Annotated in this window: 19 protein-coding genes; 2 read left to right on the top strand and 17 right to left on the bottom strand. The window is 71.5% G+C overall.

Translation table 11 applies throughout. The features are described 5' to 3' along the window. Positions 1-55: 55 nt before the first annotated feature. The 5 genes from AC3WJT_RS10400 to AC3WJT_RS10380 form a co-directional block, all read right to left on the bottom strand. Positions 56-994 carry a DnaJ C-terminal domain-containing protein gene (locus tag AC3WJT_RS10400; protein WP_492343043.1) on the bottom strand — a complete coding sequence of 313 codons (939 nt, stop codon included), beginning with the start codon at positions 992-994 and terminating at the stop codon, positions 56-58. Positions 995-1,046: 52 nt separating this feature from the next. After that, positions 1,047-4,754, bottom strand: coding sequence for a baseplate multidomain protein megatron (locus AC3WJT_RS10395; RefSeq protein ID WP_492343042.1), 3,708 nt, complete (start codon positions 4,752-4,754; stop codon positions 1,047-1,049). 1 nt (position 4,755) lies between these two features. Further along, positions 4,756-5,241, bottom strand: a complete 486-nt coding sequence (locus AC3WJT_RS10390; RefSeq protein ID WP_492343041.1) for an NlpC/P60 family protein — start codon at positions 5,239-5,241, stop codon at positions 4,756-4,758. Beyond that, positions 5,216-5,875 carry a phage/gene transfer agent baseplate hub protein gene (locus AC3WJT_RS10385; RefSeq protein WP_492343040.1) on the bottom strand — a complete coding sequence of 220 codons (660 nt, stop codon included), beginning with the start codon at positions 5,873-5,875 and terminating at the stop codon, positions 5,216-5,218. Before AC3WJT_RS10385 ends, AC3WJT_RS10390 begins: the two co-directional genes overlap by 26 nt. 163 nt (positions 5,876-6,038) lie before the next feature. Continuing rightward, complete coding sequence (locus AC3WJT_RS10380; RefSeq protein ID WP_492343039.1) at positions 6,039-6,650, bottom strand: phage distal tail protein, Rcc01695 family; 612 nt, start codon at positions 6,648-6,650, stop codon at positions 6,039-6,041. Between the two features lie 80 nt (positions 6,651-6,730). Between AC3WJT_RS10380 and AC3WJT_RS10375 the strand changes: the two genes are divergently transcribed. After that, a complete protein-coding gene (locus tag AC3WJT_RS10375) occupies positions 6,731-7,198 on the top strand; it encodes a DUF805 domain-containing protein (protein ID WP_492343038.1) in 468 nt (155 codons plus the stop codon). A 40-nt stretch (positions 7,199-7,238) separates the two neighbouring features. Here the strand turns inward: AC3WJT_RS10375 and AC3WJT_RS10370 are convergent, their stop codons facing one another. From AC3WJT_RS10370 to AC3WJT_RS10350, 5 genes are all read right to left on the bottom strand, one after another. Further along, entirely contained in the window at positions 7,239-7,523 is a 285-nt protein-coding gene (locus tag AC3WJT_RS10370; protein WP_492343037.1) for a hypothetical protein, read from the bottom strand. 63 nt (positions 7,524-7,586) lie between these two features. Then, positions 7,587-8,117 carry a phage tail tape measure protein gene (locus tag AC3WJT_RS10365; RefSeq protein WP_492343036.1) on the bottom strand — a complete coding sequence of 177 codons (531 nt, stop codon included), beginning with the start codon at positions 8,115-8,117 and terminating at the stop codon, positions 7,587-7,589. Between the two features lie 11 nt (positions 8,118-8,128). Then, on the bottom strand, positions 8,129-8,302 hold the full coding sequence (locus AC3WJT_RS10360; protein WP_492343035.1) for a phage tail assembly chaperone: 174 nt from the start codon (positions 8,300-8,302) through the stop codon (positions 8,129-8,131). After that, entirely contained in the window at positions 8,299-8,583 is a 285-nt protein-coding gene (locus AC3WJT_RS10355; RefSeq protein WP_492343034.1) for a GTA-gp10 family protein, read from the bottom strand. Before AC3WJT_RS10355 ends, AC3WJT_RS10360 begins: the two co-directional genes overlap by 4 nt. Then, positions 8,583-8,999: a phage major tail protein, TP901-1 family gene (locus tag AC3WJT_RS10350; protein WP_492343033.1), complete on the bottom strand. Its 417-nt coding sequence runs from the start codon at positions 8,997-8,999 to the stop codon at positions 8,583-8,585. Before AC3WJT_RS10350 ends, AC3WJT_RS10355 begins: the two co-directional genes overlap by 1 nt. Before the next feature lie 34 nt (positions 9,000-9,033). Between AC3WJT_RS10350 and AC3WJT_RS10345 the strand changes: the two genes are divergently transcribed. Beyond that, complete coding sequence (locus AC3WJT_RS10345; protein ID WP_492343032.1) at positions 9,034-9,513, top strand: DUF6882 domain-containing protein; 480 nt, start codon at positions 9,034-9,036, stop codon at positions 9,511-9,513. Here the strand turns inward: AC3WJT_RS10345 and AC3WJT_RS10340 are convergent. The 7 genes from AC3WJT_RS10340 to AC3WJT_RS10310 form a co-directional block, all read right to left on the bottom strand. Further along, complete coding sequence (locus tag AC3WJT_RS10340) at positions 9,510-9,917, bottom strand: DUF3168 domain-containing protein (RefSeq protein WP_492343031.1); 408 nt, start codon at positions 9,915-9,917, stop codon at positions 9,510-9,512. The two genes, AC3WJT_RS10345 and AC3WJT_RS10340, sit on opposite strands and share 4 nt — an antisense overlap. Next, positions 9,914-10,264 carry a phage head completion protein gene (locus AC3WJT_RS10335; protein ID WP_492343030.1) on the bottom strand — a complete coding sequence of 117 codons (351 nt, stop codon included), beginning with the start codon at positions 10,262-10,264 and terminating at the stop codon, positions 9,914-9,916. The genes AC3WJT_RS10340 and AC3WJT_RS10335 overlap by 4 nt, the downstream gene beginning before the upstream one ends. Beyond that, entirely contained in the window at positions 10,231-10,497 is a 267-nt protein-coding gene (locus tag AC3WJT_RS10330) for a head-tail connector protein (protein ID WP_492343029.1), read from the bottom strand. Before AC3WJT_RS10330 ends, AC3WJT_RS10335 begins: the two co-directional genes overlap by 34 nt. A gap of 186 nt (positions 10,498-10,683) precedes the next feature. After that, a complete protein-coding gene (locus tag AC3WJT_RS10325) occupies positions 10,684-11,913 on the bottom strand; it encodes a phage major capsid protein (RefSeq protein WP_492343028.1) in 1,230 nt (409 codons plus the stop codon). A 129-nt stretch (positions 11,914-12,042) separates the two neighbouring features. After that, positions 12,043-12,483 (bottom strand): HK97 family phage prohead protease, encoded by a 441-nt coding sequence (locus AC3WJT_RS10320; protein ID WP_492343027.1) that lies wholly within the window; start codon positions 12,481-12,483, stop codon positions 12,043-12,045. A 19-nt stretch (positions 12,484-12,502) separates the two neighbouring features. Next, on the bottom strand, positions 12,503-12,748 hold the full coding sequence (locus tag AC3WJT_RS10315; protein WP_492343026.1) for a hypothetical protein: 246 nt from the start codon (positions 12,746-12,748) through the stop codon (positions 12,503-12,505). 363 nt (positions 12,749-13,111) lie between these two features. Beyond that, positions 13,112-14,263: a phage portal protein gene (locus AC3WJT_RS10310; RefSeq protein WP_492343025.1), complete on the bottom strand. Its 1,152-nt coding sequence runs from the start codon at positions 14,261-14,263 to the stop codon at positions 13,112-13,114. Between the last annotated feature and the right edge of the window lie 11 nt (positions 14,264-14,274).

Here is a 14,274-nt window from a genome sequence, read left to right as displayed (position 1 = left end):
GCTGAACGCCGGCTGAATGGACACGTTATCCAATCCCGAGGGCCCTGTGTCACGCCTAACGCCTCTTTGGCGAGTAGGGCCGCTCCTTGCGCCAGGTCTCGGCCAGCTTTTCGAGCGCCGGATCGACGATATCGGGAAGGGTCACGACCAGCCGCGCCATCAGGTCGCCCCGCTGGCCCTTGGCGTTGATGAAGCCGCGCCCCTTGAGTCGCAGCTGGGCGCCGCTGTTCGAGCCTCTCGGCACGGTCAGGGTCACCGGCCCGTCCGGGGTCGGCGCGTCGACCTTGCCGCCCAGCACCGCGTCGGGCACCGACACGGGCAGGTCCATGTGCAGCATGTCGCCTTCGCGGCGATAGAGCGGATGCGGCTTGATGCCGATCTCGATCAGGGCGTCGCCCGGACCGGCGCGGCCGCCCGCGCCCTGGCCCTTGAGCCGCAGGGTCTGGCCGTCCTGGGCGCCCTTTGGGATCGCCACCTCAAGCGTTCGGCCGTCGGAGAAGGCGATGCGCTTCTTGCCGCCGCGGATGGCTTCCTCGATGTCGATGTCGAGGTGCGCGCGCAGATCAGAGCCACGACCGCCGCCGCCGAAGCCGAAGCCGGCGCGGCCTGCGCCGGGTCCACCCCGGCCACGCTCGCCGAACATGTCGCCGAAGATGTCGTTGATATCGACCCCTTCGAACCCGGGACTGCCCGGGCCCGGCCGATACCGGCCGCCGGAGGCGCCCCCCGGGCCGAACGGACTGCCGCCGCCGTAGCCTGGATGCTGCTCGCGTCCGTCGGCGTCGATCTCGCCGCGGTCGAACTTCTTGCGCTTTTCGGGATCGCCCAGAATGTCGAACGCCGACGAGACGCGCTTGAACTTCTCTTCGGCGGTCGGGTCGTTCTGGTTGGCGTCAGGATGGAACTGCTTGGCCAGCTTGCGGAACGCCTTGCGGACGTCATCCTGGCTCGCACCGCGCGGTACGCCGAGTTCAAGGTAAGGATCGCGCGCCAAGGGCCCCTCGCCGGTGGAAGTCGTCGAGCCTCCAGATAGAGTGTCTCGCCCCTCAGCGCCACAGGCTCCGCTGCGTTGTCGCGCCCCAGCCGAAAACAGCCGATCCCTGAGCGACCCGGAACACCACCGGATCGGGAACGCCGCCCGGAAAATCGTCGGCCTGCTGTGCGCTGGTCCAGGTGAACGCGGGGGCGGCGACGTCGGCGGTCCGCACGATGCCCTCGCCGTCCAGGATCTCGACGCGATAGACCTCCCGTTCCTCCGACAGCGGCGGCTCGCCGTCCCAGCTGTCGCCGCCCAGCCGCGCCCGGCGGACCCAGTTCAGGATCAGGTCGCCGCCCTCGCCGGCTTGCAGCCTCAGATGCGCCGGGCTCCAGGGCCGCTCGGCCAGTCCGCGCCAGGTGAAGCCTGTCTCGGCCATCGCGTTTCCGCCCGCCGGCCCGCCCGCCGCGGCTGCGCGCCAGACCAGCGGCAGCCCCCGTTCGCCGAGCGAGACCTCGGCCCGCGCCAGCCCCTCGCCCAGCAGCACGACCGGCGCCCCGGCCGGCGTCAGCGCCGCCATCGCCGGATCGCTGCCGCCCTGCCCGCGCAGCAGCCCGCCCAGGGTCCAGACATCCTCGCCGGTCAGTTCGGCGGTCAGGAACTGGAGCACCTCCCAGTCTCCGGCGCCGTTGCGCACCGCCAACGCATTGCCGCCGGCCAGCACGGCGCCGAGCGTCCGGGTCTCCAGCGTCGCCCCTTCAAGCCGGATCGTCAGCCGTCCACCGGGGTCAAGCCGGTGCAGCGGTCCTCCGGGCAGATCACTCAGCGTCTCGCCGACCCCGGCCGGCTGCGTCAGTCGCGCGCGAACTGTCAGCGCCTCCGCATCCGGCCCGGCATGCACATCCAGGTCCCGCCACGGCTCCAGCCCCGCCGCCGCGAGCGGCCGCGCATCGGTCTCGGACCCCGGCAGCGGCGGCAGATCCAGCAGATACAGCACCGGCGGTCCCGCAGGCTCGATCGGCGGCGGCGACGTCCAGTCGGGAAGCCCGCTGTCGGCCGCCTGAGCCGGCTCTGCCACCTGCAGCGTCGCGCGGGGCCGTTCGTCCCGGTCCAGCCCTGTCAGCCGCCAGACGGTCTCGTCGCCGGCGAACGCCAGGCGGTCGCCGGGCTCCAGGGTCAGGGCCGCCAGAGGCGACAGATGCGCGGTGCGGCTGTCCCGCGCCGCCTGGTCCTGCGCCAGCACGCGGCGCCCGACCTGTTCGGCCATGCCGACGGTCGTGACGATCGGCAGGTCGATCTGCCGGATACCCCCGCCTGCCGCCGGGTCGCGCCGCACGGTCAGACCGCCGATGCGGTAGTCGGAGGTCTCGTCGATGAACCGAAGCCGCAGTTCGTCCGGGGGCGTCTCCAGCGTCCGCGTGTCGACGCGGGCCGCGCGCTCATCGGGCAGCGCCAGGTCATTCTCGTCCAGGATCGCCGCCACCGGCCCGTCGCGACGGATCAGCGCAACGCCCCCGTCCCGTTCTGCGGCATCGAACCCGAACGCCAGCGCCAGCGGCTCCAGCGCGTCCCGCAGCCGCATCGGCGCCTCCACGACATAGCCGCTGACGACGCCGCGCACGTCGCTCGCATCGAGCGTCACCCCGGCCCGCCGGGCCAGGGCGGAGACCAGGTCGCCGACCGGCGCGGCGCCGGCCCGGCCGTTCAGCCAGTGGCCCCGCGCCCAGTTCGGTCCGTCGGCCCAGACGCTCGTCCGCGCGGGGAAGTCGGGAAACGGTCGGGCGTCCCAGCACCAGGCGCTCAGCCCCTCGACCATCGCCCCGCCGTAGACCGGCGAAACGGGATTGTTGTCGCTGTCGGCGAAGTGCTCCAGCACGGCCTCGAGCGTCCGCCGTTGCCCTTCGTCGTCGCGCGCGCCGCACGAGAACGGCGGCAAGGCGCTCTCGCTGCTCTTGGGATCGATGAACAGGTTCGGCGCATTGGCGCCCTTGTCGACGGCCGGGCAGCCGAACTCGATCAGGCGGATCGGCCTGGATCGCGGAACCCAGGCGGTCGGCGTTTCGGAACGGACTCCCCCGGGCCGGTCATGATGCGCGTTGGACCACCAACCGACGAGGTCCTTGGGCCGGAACACCCACGGCTCGCCATGGGCGCCGTCGGTGATCGACGTCCTCACCTTCGCCGCGCGATCCTCCGGCGAGGCATAGAACCAGTCGAACCCCTCGCCGGAAGCAATGTCCCACCGGTCCTGCGCCTCGCCGTCCCGCCAGTCGGCCAGCGGCGGATAGAAGTCGATGCCGACGAAATCGATGTCGGGGTCGGCCCACAACGGATCGAGGTGAAAGAACACATCGCCGGACCCGTCGGCGGGCTGGTGGCCGAAATACTCCGACCAGTCGGCCGCATAGCCGATGGCGGTCTCGCCCCCGAGCAAGGACCGGCAGTCCGCCGCCAGATCGCGCAGGGCCGCCACGGCGGGAAAGCTGTCGCCGTCCCGGATGGCGGTGATCCCGCGCAGCTCCGACCCGATCAGGAACCCGTCGACGCCGCCGGCCATCTGCGCCAGCTTCGCCTGGTGCAGGATCATCCGCCGCAGCCCCCAGTCCGCCGGTCCGGAATAGCTCGCCGTCTGGCCGTCGACGCCGAAATCCCCAGGCGAGGCGCTGCCGAATAGTCCCGCGATATCCGTTGCTTCTCCGCTGATCCTGCCACGCCATGGATAGCCTTCGCAGTCCATCAGCACGAACGGATACAGGGTCACCTTCAGCCCGCGCGCCTTCAGCTCGGCGATGGCCTGCAGCACGGCGCGGTCCGCGGGCGTCCCGCCATAGGCCGGCCCGCCGCCATGGTGCGAGATCAGGTGCGCCCCGGCCCGGCCGACGCCGCCGGCCTTCCAGCTCCAGGGCAGGGTGGCCTTCTCCGCCTGCTCGACGCCGGGCCGGAACTGGCATGCCCCGGCGTCCAGACTGGTCCCGAACCAGGCCACGACGAGCGTCACGGCCTCCAGGTTCGGCAGCTGCGCCTGCAGCTGGTCCAGCGAGACCAGCAGGTCCGCGCGCCCGTCGCCGTTGTGGACGCTCTCGGCGGTCAGCCGCGTCAGCCCGTCCCGGCGATGCACGACATCGGTCGCATAGACGAACTCCCCCGCGCCGGGGATCAGGCAGACGCTGGTCAGCCGCTCTTCGAGGCCGCCGCTCGCGGGCGGCCGCCGGAACACCTCGACGGACAGCTGCGGCGGACGGTTGCCATAGGGCTCCAGCGGCAGATCCTCGAACACCAGGTACGCACACCCGCGGTAGGCCGGTGCGGTCCCCTCGACGGCCTCCATCAGCGGATCGGGCGTCTGGTCTTCGGCGCCGCGATGCAGTCGCATCGTCACGCCGGTCAGATCCATCGGCTTGCCGTCGGCCCAGATGCGGCCGACGCCGTCGATCGGCCCCTCGCAAAGCGCCACGGCGAACGACAGGCTGTAGCGGTACTCGACGGTCTTCGGGCCGCCCTTGCCGCCGCCGGCCTGGCGCTCGATGCGCCTTTCCCTGAACCGCGCGGCCCAGATCACCTGCCCGGCGACCCGCGCCCGTCCGAACACGGCGGCCATCGGCGCGCCCTCGGCGGCGCTCATCAACTGCAGTTCGCGCAGCCTCGGCCCGACCTGCCGCGCGGGCTGCAGGCCGGCGGTCGCGGCGCGGTCAAGCGCCCCGCCGACGGCCGCGCCCAGACTGGCGCCCAGCGCGCCGCCGAGAGCCCGTCCGAGCCCGCCAAGGATCACCTGCGCCATGTCAGTCGCTCACACCGGGAAAGGAAAACGCATGCGCCAGCCGGCGCCGCCACCAGGGCCCCATCCAGCTCTCGACCACGGCGCGCCCCCAGTAGGCGTGGATCATCCGCCGTTCGGGATCGCCGGGCCGCGCCTCTGACAGGATGGCGCAGTGCTTCACACAGGCTTCCGGCGTCATCCGGAACAGCAGCACATCGCCGGGCCGGGCGTCGTTGACGGCGATCTCGACCAGATGTCGCCGGGCCGCCTCGAGCAGGGTCTCGCGTCCGCCGGTCTCGGCCCAGTCGGCGCGATAGGCGGGCGGCGCCTCGGGCTCCTCGCCGTACAGCGCCCGCCAGACCCCGCGCACGAGGCCCAGGCAGTCGCACCCCGCTCCCTGGAGGGACGCCTGGTGGCGGTAGGGCGTTCCGACCCACGACCGGGCGGCCGCGACGACGGCGAGGCGGTCGCATGGCGTCCCGCTATCCACGACGGCTCGTCCCGTCATGCCGCTCGCCCCTGGCCGGATAGACGGTCAGGAAATCTTCGCCAGGAATGTCCGGAAAGCCGCGAAAATTCCGTAAGTTGTCGAAACGAACTGAACAGATTGCTGAACGCTTGTCGCAGCCCTCGCCGAACGCCGGATGCGCCTCCGGGACGCCGCAACGCGCGTCGCCCAGGTTGGCGTCGCAGAGCCGCCCGAACGACCGGCCGGCGACGCGATCCAGCGCGGCCAGCGGCCCCTCGATCTCGGCGACAAAGGCGCCGCCCTCCCGTTTCAGGCGGCTGATGACCCCCGTCCAAAGGCTGACGAACAGCGCCGGCTCCGACCAGTCCACGCGCCGGCATTCGACGGCGCAGCCGTCATAGCGCCCGCCGGCGATATCTGCTTCGGCCAGGGTTTCGCTGTCGATCGCGCCGCGTGCCGACGCGGCGCCGGCCACAAAACCCAGCCCGGCGTCCGCCGCGCCGGCGGTCCAGCCTGAGGCGGCGCGACAGGTCGCCCCGTCGTGATCCAGGTCCCGGTCATGATCGGTGAAGCCCAGTCGCGCGCCGTCCCGCCGCGTCAGCAGCCAGACATGCGCCAGCGTCGCCGCCCCGGACTCGATCCGGGCGGCCAGGGCCGAGGGTATGACTTTCATCGGGCGGCCTTTCGCGAACGTCAGCGCCGGCCTCCCTCACCTGTCATCCCGGACGGCCCGAAGCGGCGATCCGGGACCCAGATTCGGCTTCATGCGCCGGGGCCGGGAAACAAGTCTGGGTCCCGGATCGCCTGCGGCGTCCGGGATGACAGGGGATAGGTGTTCAGACCCGCAACTCGATCAGGGGGACCGCGACCACCCGCCCCGCCTCGAAACTCTCCAGCGTCACGTCGATCCGGTCGGCGTCGAACCGAACGGGCGTATCGAACTCGAACCCGGCCGTGAGCACGGCGCCCCCCCCCGGCGGATCCTCGAACGTGACGAGGCCCGTCGTGGCATCGACGGAGACCGCCGTGACCTCCACACCGTCGACGGCCACCCGCACCGTCCCGTCGACCGGCTTGGTCACCGGCCGGGCGAGATCGCCATAAGCCTTGGCCAGGGCGAACACCGTGGTCTCGCCGTCGCCGACGCCCAGCGCCTGATCGATCGGCGAAATGGTCCCGGACGGCGCGCAGGACTTGAAGTCGGCGAAGTCCCGGAACCGGAACCCGTACAGCCGCCCGCGCCGCGCCTCGAAGAACGCGACCAGCGCCGCGGCGTCATCGAGCGACCGCACCCCGGCTCCGACCAGATACCGCCGCCGACCGTGCGCCCAAGGCGTCGAGCGCCGCTCGACCCCCGACGCCAGGGTGACGACCTCGGTCCGGCGCTCGACGCCGCCGGTCGAGCCGAACGCCAGCCGCGCAGGCAGGCGAACCTCGTGAAAGGACATGACGAATTCCTAATGAGGGAGGGCCTGTTCGCTCGCAGAACGCCGGTCTACCGTCCGCCCAGGACCCGGGAGCGACTCACATGGACTGGAAGGCGCTGTTCTTTTCTCCGGACGGCCGTATCGGCCGCTCGGCATTCTGGATCGGCTGGCTGGTGCTGATCGGTGTCAACGTCGTGCTGGGCTGGATTCCCTTGATCGGGTTCCTGCTCAGCCTTGCGACGATCTACTGCAATATCTGCGTCACCTCGAAGCGGCTGCACGACATCGGCCGCAGCGGCTTTCTGCAGGTCATCCCGATCGTGCTCTGCACCACCCTGTGCATCGGCGCGATCGCCATGGTGGCCGGACCGGCGATCATGGCCGGCCTCGCGGACGCCAACGAAGACGCGATCATGGCGGCGGTGTTCGCCGGCATCGGCGGGATGATCCTGGCCTTCCTGACCGCCTTCCTGATCGGTCTGGGCTTCCTGCTCTGGGTCGGCCTGTCGACCGGGAATCCCGGCGAGAACCGCTACGGCCCAGCGCCCACGCCACCGGCGGTCGCCTGATCCTGGACCTCAGGGCTCGGCTGGGCGGGGGAGGTCCGGTCTAGCCGGCGCTCGCCCTGGCGGCGATCAGAGCCATGAATCCGAAGATATAAATCGCGGTGATCAACATCGACACGCCGGCGCAGACCAGGCCGCCTATGGCCAGGCCTCGTCCGCTCGGCTGCCGCAAGGCCAGGATGCCCAGCACCAGGCCGATCAGCGCCATCAGCGTTCCGAGGATCCCGACGATGGGAATCCAGACGAACAATACCGAGACGATGCCCAGCACCAGCGAAGCAATGGCCATACCGTTGGTGGGCCGCGGACCTGTTTGAGCGTCTGTCATGAAAATCCCCCGAAATCCCGCCCGCAGGCTAGAGCGGTCGCCCGGCAAGTCAACGGACGGCGACTACAGCCTCCGCGCGCCCAGTCCCACGGCCCGGGCCAGCGCCTGGGCGATCTGCGCGTCTGATCGCGGCAGGCCTTCGACGCCGCCGCCCTGAACGGTGACATTGACGGTCAGCCCGCCGGTCCCGGCCGGTTCGACCGAGCCCGCGCCGGCGGGACGAAAAACTTCCGGTCCCCGTTCGCCGACCAGATAGGCGCCGCCCGGCAGCACCGGTCCGCCGCCGGCCCGGGCTCCGGAGAACCCGCCCTTGAGCACGGCCGACACCACATCGCCCAGACCACCGCCGCCCTGCCCGGCGGCGGCGTTGACCGCCGTCAGCACTGCCTGCGCCAGTTCCGCCAGGCTGATCTTGCCGTCGGCGGCCGCGTGGGCCAGCGACCGGCTCAGGCTGGCCCCCGCGCGCGCGAACGCCTCGTCGATACTGTCGGCGGCCCGTCGCGCGGGGTCCTTCAGCCCCTCCAGCGCGGCCAGCGCCTCCGCGGCTTCGCCGGGAATGGCGTCCAGGCCGCCGGGATCGTCAAACTGGGTCATCCTCTGCCCCTTCAATCCGGATAGAGCCCCAGCAGCGCCTCAAGCGCCGCGCGATCGAGCGCGTCACTGGCCCCGCCGTCGGTCAGCGCCCGCCATTCTTTCAGCGACAGCCGCCAGAAGGCCTCGGGCGGGATCCGCAGATCTGCAGCCGCCAGACGCAGCATCGCCGGCCAGGGCGTGGTCACGATCCGGCCGCGGTGAAGGCCGCCGCGATCGCCCGCGCGGCGTCGTCCAGCGCAACGCCCGACAGGTCGCCCGGCGTCTCCCCGCCGCCGCGCAACAGCGCCGCCAGCACCGTGGTCAGGTCACCGGCCGACAGACTCTTCAGTCGCCCGGCCAGCGCCTCCCAACCGTCGGCGGCGAAGGCGGTCTCCAGCTCGGCCAGGGCGCCCAGCGTCAGGCACAGCCGTCGCGGCCGCCCGCCCAGCATGACGATCGCCTCGCCGCGCGCGCCGTTGGCGCCCATCACAGCGCCTCGAACATCAGTTCGCCGGCCGAGGCCAGGGTCATCGCCCAGGTCGCCTCGCCGTCATGGTCGCCGGCGTATTCCAGCGCGGCTACGAGGAACGGCCCCTCCAGAACGCCGAAATCGGGAATGACCAGTCGCCACGGCCGCGCGGCCTGGTCGAAGAACACCTCGCGCACGATGGCGTCGGAGGCGGCGTCGCGGAACACTCCGGCCCCGGAGACCGACGCCTGCTTCACGCCCGCCCCGGCCAGCAGCTCGCGCCAGCGGCCCGCGCTGTCGCCGTCGGTGGCGTCGACGCTTCGCGCGTTCAGCGAAATCGTCCGGGCGCGCAAGCCGGCGACGGTCACGTAAACCGGGGGGTCGCCCCCGTCGCTGATTTTGAGCAGAATGTCTTTTCCGCGTTGGGCGGCCATAGCGGCGCTCCGTCAGGTGTGAAGGTTGAACAGAATGGCGGACGAACTGGCGAGCCTGGCGCGCCTCGACTATCCCAAGGCGCTGCGTGAGGCGGTGCACGCCCTGACCGACCTCAACGAGGTGGTGAACGCGAAGTTCGGCATCATGGCCTGGGAGCGGTTCGACTATGATCTGGCGGCCCGCACCCTGACGTTCTCGCACAAGGGCCGTCCGCGCGTGGTCGCCGAGATCCAGCTGGTCGGGGCGACCGACCACGGCTTCCTCTGGGCCTGGGCGCACGCCAGCCAGTGGCCGACCGGGTGCACCGAGGACGCGCTGAAGACCAGGGCCTGGGGCGAAGCCAACGGCGTCGCGGACCTGACGACCCCACGCCTGACCGGCGACCCGACCAACCTCGGCTGGGGCATGACGGCCATGGCGGCGAAGATCACCGGCGCGGTCGGCGCCTACCGTCCGATGGACGGCGACCGCTCGCTGTTCCTGCTCTACCGCAGCATCGCCTTCGTCGGTTAGGCGGCCTCGGTCACCGCGCGCACCCGGATCAGGCCCTGCACGGTCTTGCCGTCGGCGGCGCGGAACACGTCGCCATAGGTCACCCGCAGATTGACCAGACGCCAGCCGTCCAGGGCCGGCGTCGCGTTGTGCAGTCGCGCCCGCAAGGCCGCGACTACGGCCCTGGCCTCTTCGCTCCCGTCGAACCGCGACAGGCAGGTCAGCGTCAGGGCGTGCTCCAGCCCCTCCCCCTCCAGACCGCCCCACGGCCGGGTCTGCGCGCGGCCGAACACGACCAGCGGATAGGTCCGCTGCGCCGGCGGTTCGTCATGGAACCGCGCCGGGTCACCGAGCAAGGCGGTCAGCTCGGTGTCGCTGCGCAGGTGTTCGAGCAGCGCCTTCTGCAACGCCAGATCCGGGCTCACGGCCACATCCTTTCAAGGCTCAGGGTCATGCGGCCGGGAGCGGGCCGCGACGGAGTCACGGCGACCACGCGCCAGGCCTCGCCGCCGGCCTTCAGCCGCTGGCCGCGCGCGGCGACGGCATGGGTCCGGGCGACGGCCCGCGCGGTCTCGATCAGCGCCGGCCGCGTCGTCTCGTCCGATCGTTCGCGGTGCCCCGCTGGCTGCAGGTCGACCCACAGGGCCGCCACCTGCGTCCAGCTCTTCGTGCGCCCGCCGAACACGGTCTCGGCCTCGGACGGCGCCTCGAGCACCGCCAGCGTCCGCAGCGCGGCGATCACAGCCGCACCGGCCGGAACGGGGCCAGCCACGGCTCGACCAGCGCCAGCGGTGCTTCCGCCGCCTCGCGATGCTCGAACCCGTGCGCGACCAGCATCAGGATGCACAGCCGCAGCGGCGCGGGCGAAACGTCGGTCAGCGCCTGTCCGGTCTCCGCCTCGACCCGCGCGATGGCGGCGTCGATCAGCAGCTGGACCAGCGCGTCCTCCGCATCATCGCTGACGCGCAGAAACGCCTTCGCCTCGGCGAGGGTGATGGGGGGCATAACGACTTCCATGAAAAGGGATCCTCTCCGCGTAGCGGGGAGGGGGACCATGCGGAGCATGGTGGAGGGGCAGCGCCGGACTCGCCGGAACGACCGGAATTCAGGAGGGGGCCGCTTGCGTTCGCGCCGCCCCCTCCACCGCCGTCCCGGCGGTCCCCCTCCCCTCTGCGAGGGGAGGAATTCCGCCTACGAGGCCGCGAACTTCATCAGCTTGATCGCGTCGAAGTTCTGCACCCCGCCGCCGACCCGCTTGGTGGTGTAGAACAGCACATAGGGCTTGGCCGAATAGGGGTCGCGCAACACCCGCACCCCGGCCCGGTCGACGATCAGATAGCCCTTGGCGAAGTCGCCGAACGCCAGGGCGAAGCTGTTGGCCGCCACGTCCGGCATGGTCTCGATCTCGGTCACCGGATAGCCCAGCAGCGTCGCGGGCGCGCCCGGCGCCGTGGCCGGCGACCAGATGTAGTTGCCGTCCGCGTCCTTGAACTTGCGGATCTTGGCCGCGGTGCGCCGGTTCAGCACGAACCGCCCGTTGGCCCGATACTGGGCCCTGGGCGCATAGATCAGGTCGATGATCCGGTCGACCGGGTCGACGGCGTCGAAGTCCCCGGCCGCGCCGGACGCCACATAGCCGATCTCGCCCCAGGCATGGCTGGCGTCAGCCACGTTCGTATAGCTGAGGAAGCCCCTGGGCTTGTTGGTCCCGTTGCCGTTGACGAAGGCCTCGGTCTCCTGACCGGCGAACGCGTCCTCGCACTCGGCTGCCAGCCACTCGTCGAGATTGACGAAAGCGTCGTCGAGCAGCGCCTGGGTCGCCGCCGGGCTGGCGTAGAGGTCGGCCGCCGGGAACTCCAGCAGCGCCAGCACCGGCGGATCGGTTTCCGGTCGCGCGTCGGTCTCGGCGACCCAGCCGCTCTCGATGCCGGCGGTGCTGACGGGCTTGCGGAACACGCCGGCGCCGATGGTCCGCACCGTGGCGATGTCGCGCATCGGCGAGGACATCTGCAGACGCCGCTCGATCAGCCGCTCGGTCTCCGGCGGCGCGACATAGCCGCCGGCCGTCGGCACGCCCTCCGAAAGCCCCTTGGCCTCGAGCATCAGCAGCGAGGACGAGCCGGTCTTCAGATAGCCGTCCCAGGCCGCCTTGCGCTCGTCGGGCACGATCACCCGCCCCTCGCCGCCGGCCAGCGCCGGACGCCGCCCCTCGGCCAGGGCCCGGTCCATCCGCCCCTGCGCCGCCTGCAGCGACGCGTCGATCCGCGCCACCTTCTCTTCCAGCAGCGCATCGGACCGCTTGCTCTCCAGCGCCCCCAGCCGCTCGTCATTGGCCGCCTTGAACGCCTCGAAGGCGGCCATGACTTCATGCATGGCGGCGCGAGCCGCCGGCTCGGCGGCCGCGTGTTTGGTCTCTTTCATGGTGTCTCCGAAAGTTTCCTTCTCCCCGTGCGGGAGAAGGTGTCGGGCGGAGCCCGACGGATGAGGGGTCGCGCCCTGGCTCCCCCGAAATGACTGAGTGCGAGGGCCGTGAACCCCCTCATCCGGCCGCTACGCGGCCACCTTCTCCCGCGAGGGGAGAAGGGAAACGCTCTCGATCCGCGCCCCGGGCAGCATCGGGAAGGTCACCACCGACACCTCCCACAGCTCGACCTCGGTCAGCACCCGCAGCCGTCCGCTCCCGTCCGGCCGCGCCTTCGCCGCGCGGAAACCTATCGACAGCCCGTCCATGGCCCCGGCCCTCACCAGGGCCGCGCACATACGCCCCTGCGGCGTCGCCTCGATAATCCGCCCGCGGACAAACAGCCCGCGCGCATCCTCGACGATCTCGTCCCAGACCCCGACGGGATGGTCCCCGTCATGCTGGCACAGCATCCGCACGCCCTTCGCGCCCGTCCGCGCCAGCGAGGCGCCGAACGCACCCGCCGCGGTGACGTCGTCATTGAGATCGCGCGTCCAGAACAGCGAGGCGTAACCTTCGATCTGGGTCATTTGAATCTCCGCTCGGGGGTCACAACTCACCGGTCTCCAGCCGCCGCTCGAGCCGCTCGAGCGTCACCCGCGTGGCGGCCACCTGCTCCTCCAGCCGGGCCAGCCGCTCGGCGGTCTCGCCCTGCCCCTCGACCCGCCGCTGCAGCTCATCGATCCGCGCCGACGCCCCGCCGGCCCACATCAACCCGCCGGCCGCCTGGATGGCCACGGTGATCACCACGGCAAGCGTCACCTGCCGGTCAAATCGGAAGCGGGAGAGGGTCATAGTCACTCCTTCCTCTCCCGCGAGGGAGAGGGGGACCAGCCGGAGGCTGGTGGACAGGGAAGCGCCGAGTTGGGCGGCATGGGCGCGCACCGCCCGCATCGTTGAAGGCGGACCGCGCCCTGATGTCTTGACGGCCAGTTTTGCTCCGGCGCGGCCCTGCTCAAGGACCGCCTTCGGCGGCCGCGCAGCGGCGGGCCCGCCGGGCCCGTCCTTGACCAGGTCCGTCGTCCGGAGCGGAAAATTCCATCAAGGCCTTCAGGGCTCATTGTCATCGGGCGGCAGGGTTTGGGGTCGCCCGGCAATCACCGGCCACTCCCTCTCCACCAGCCTCCGGCTGGTCCACCTCTCCCTCACGGGAGAGGACTACTGTGTGAGTCCCGCCGCCCGCCGCCGCTCCTCGGCCGTCAGGAAGCTCGCCGCCTCCAGCCGCGCCCACAGCGCGTCCCGCTCCGCCGACAGCGCCGGGACCGCATCCAGGTCGCAGGCGATCCGCACGCCGGGGTGTTTCGCCCCCAGCCAGCCGGTCAGCGCGCGCGCCGCCCGCTCGGCCAGCGGCACGACGGTGTGCCGCCAGAACGCGCCATTGGCCTCACGGAAGTTGGCGTAGGTGTTGTCGCCGGGGATCCCCAGCAGCTGCGGCGGCACGCCGAACGCCAGCGCGATCTCCCGCGCGGCGGCATGCTTGCCGGCGATGAAGTCCATGTCGTGCGGCGACAGCGACATCGGCCGCCAGTCCAGCCCGCCTTCCAGCAGCAGCGGCCGCCCGGCCGCCGCCGGACCGGTCCGCGCCTCCAGCTCGGCCTTCAGCGTCTCGAACTGCGTCTCGCTCAGCCGGTCGCCGGCCTCGGGGTTGGCGTAGACCAGCGCCCCGCTCGGCCGCGCCGAATTGTCCAGCAGCGCCTTGTTCCAGGCCCCCGAGGCGTTGTGCACATCGATGGCGAAGGCTGCCGCCTCCAGCGGACTGGCGCCGTAGTAGTCGTCCGCAGGATTGAACAGCTTCAGATGCAGCACCGGCAGCCAGCCGTCGGCGTCGCGCCCGATCCGTACGGACCGTCCGGCCACGCCGTACTCCCAGGCCTGCGGCCAGCCCTGCCGCCCGGGCACCACCTTCATCCGGTCCGGCCGCAGGGCGTAGAGCTCGGCAGGCCCCTCCCCGGCCGCCTCCAGATAGCCGTTGCCGCTGACCTGCAGCGTGCCGAAGAACGCCTCCATCAGATCCGGCCCGCCCTGTTCGGGATTGGGCTGGTCCAGCAGCCGTCGCAGCGGATGATCCTCCGCCCGCCGGCCGCCGGCGAACACCGCCAGCGGCACGGACGCCGCCGCCTCGGCGATCATCCGAACACAGCGATAGGCCACCGGGTTCTTCGCAAACCCCTCCCGCGCCAGGCTCTCATAGTCCCGCGGCGTCCACACCGGCCGCCCGGCCGTAGTGACGGCGACGAGCGTCGCCGCCCGGGACTGCTTGGTTTCAGGCGCGGCTGCGCGACGCCGCGAAAGGCGGGGGAAGAGGGGCATTTGAGACCTTT

It is taken from the genome of Caulobacter sp. FW305-C-30-S16, from assembly GCF_058783025.1.
The sequence above is the reverse complement of the archived record's forward strand: the minus strand, read 5'-3'. Positions and strand labels throughout refer to the sequence as shown.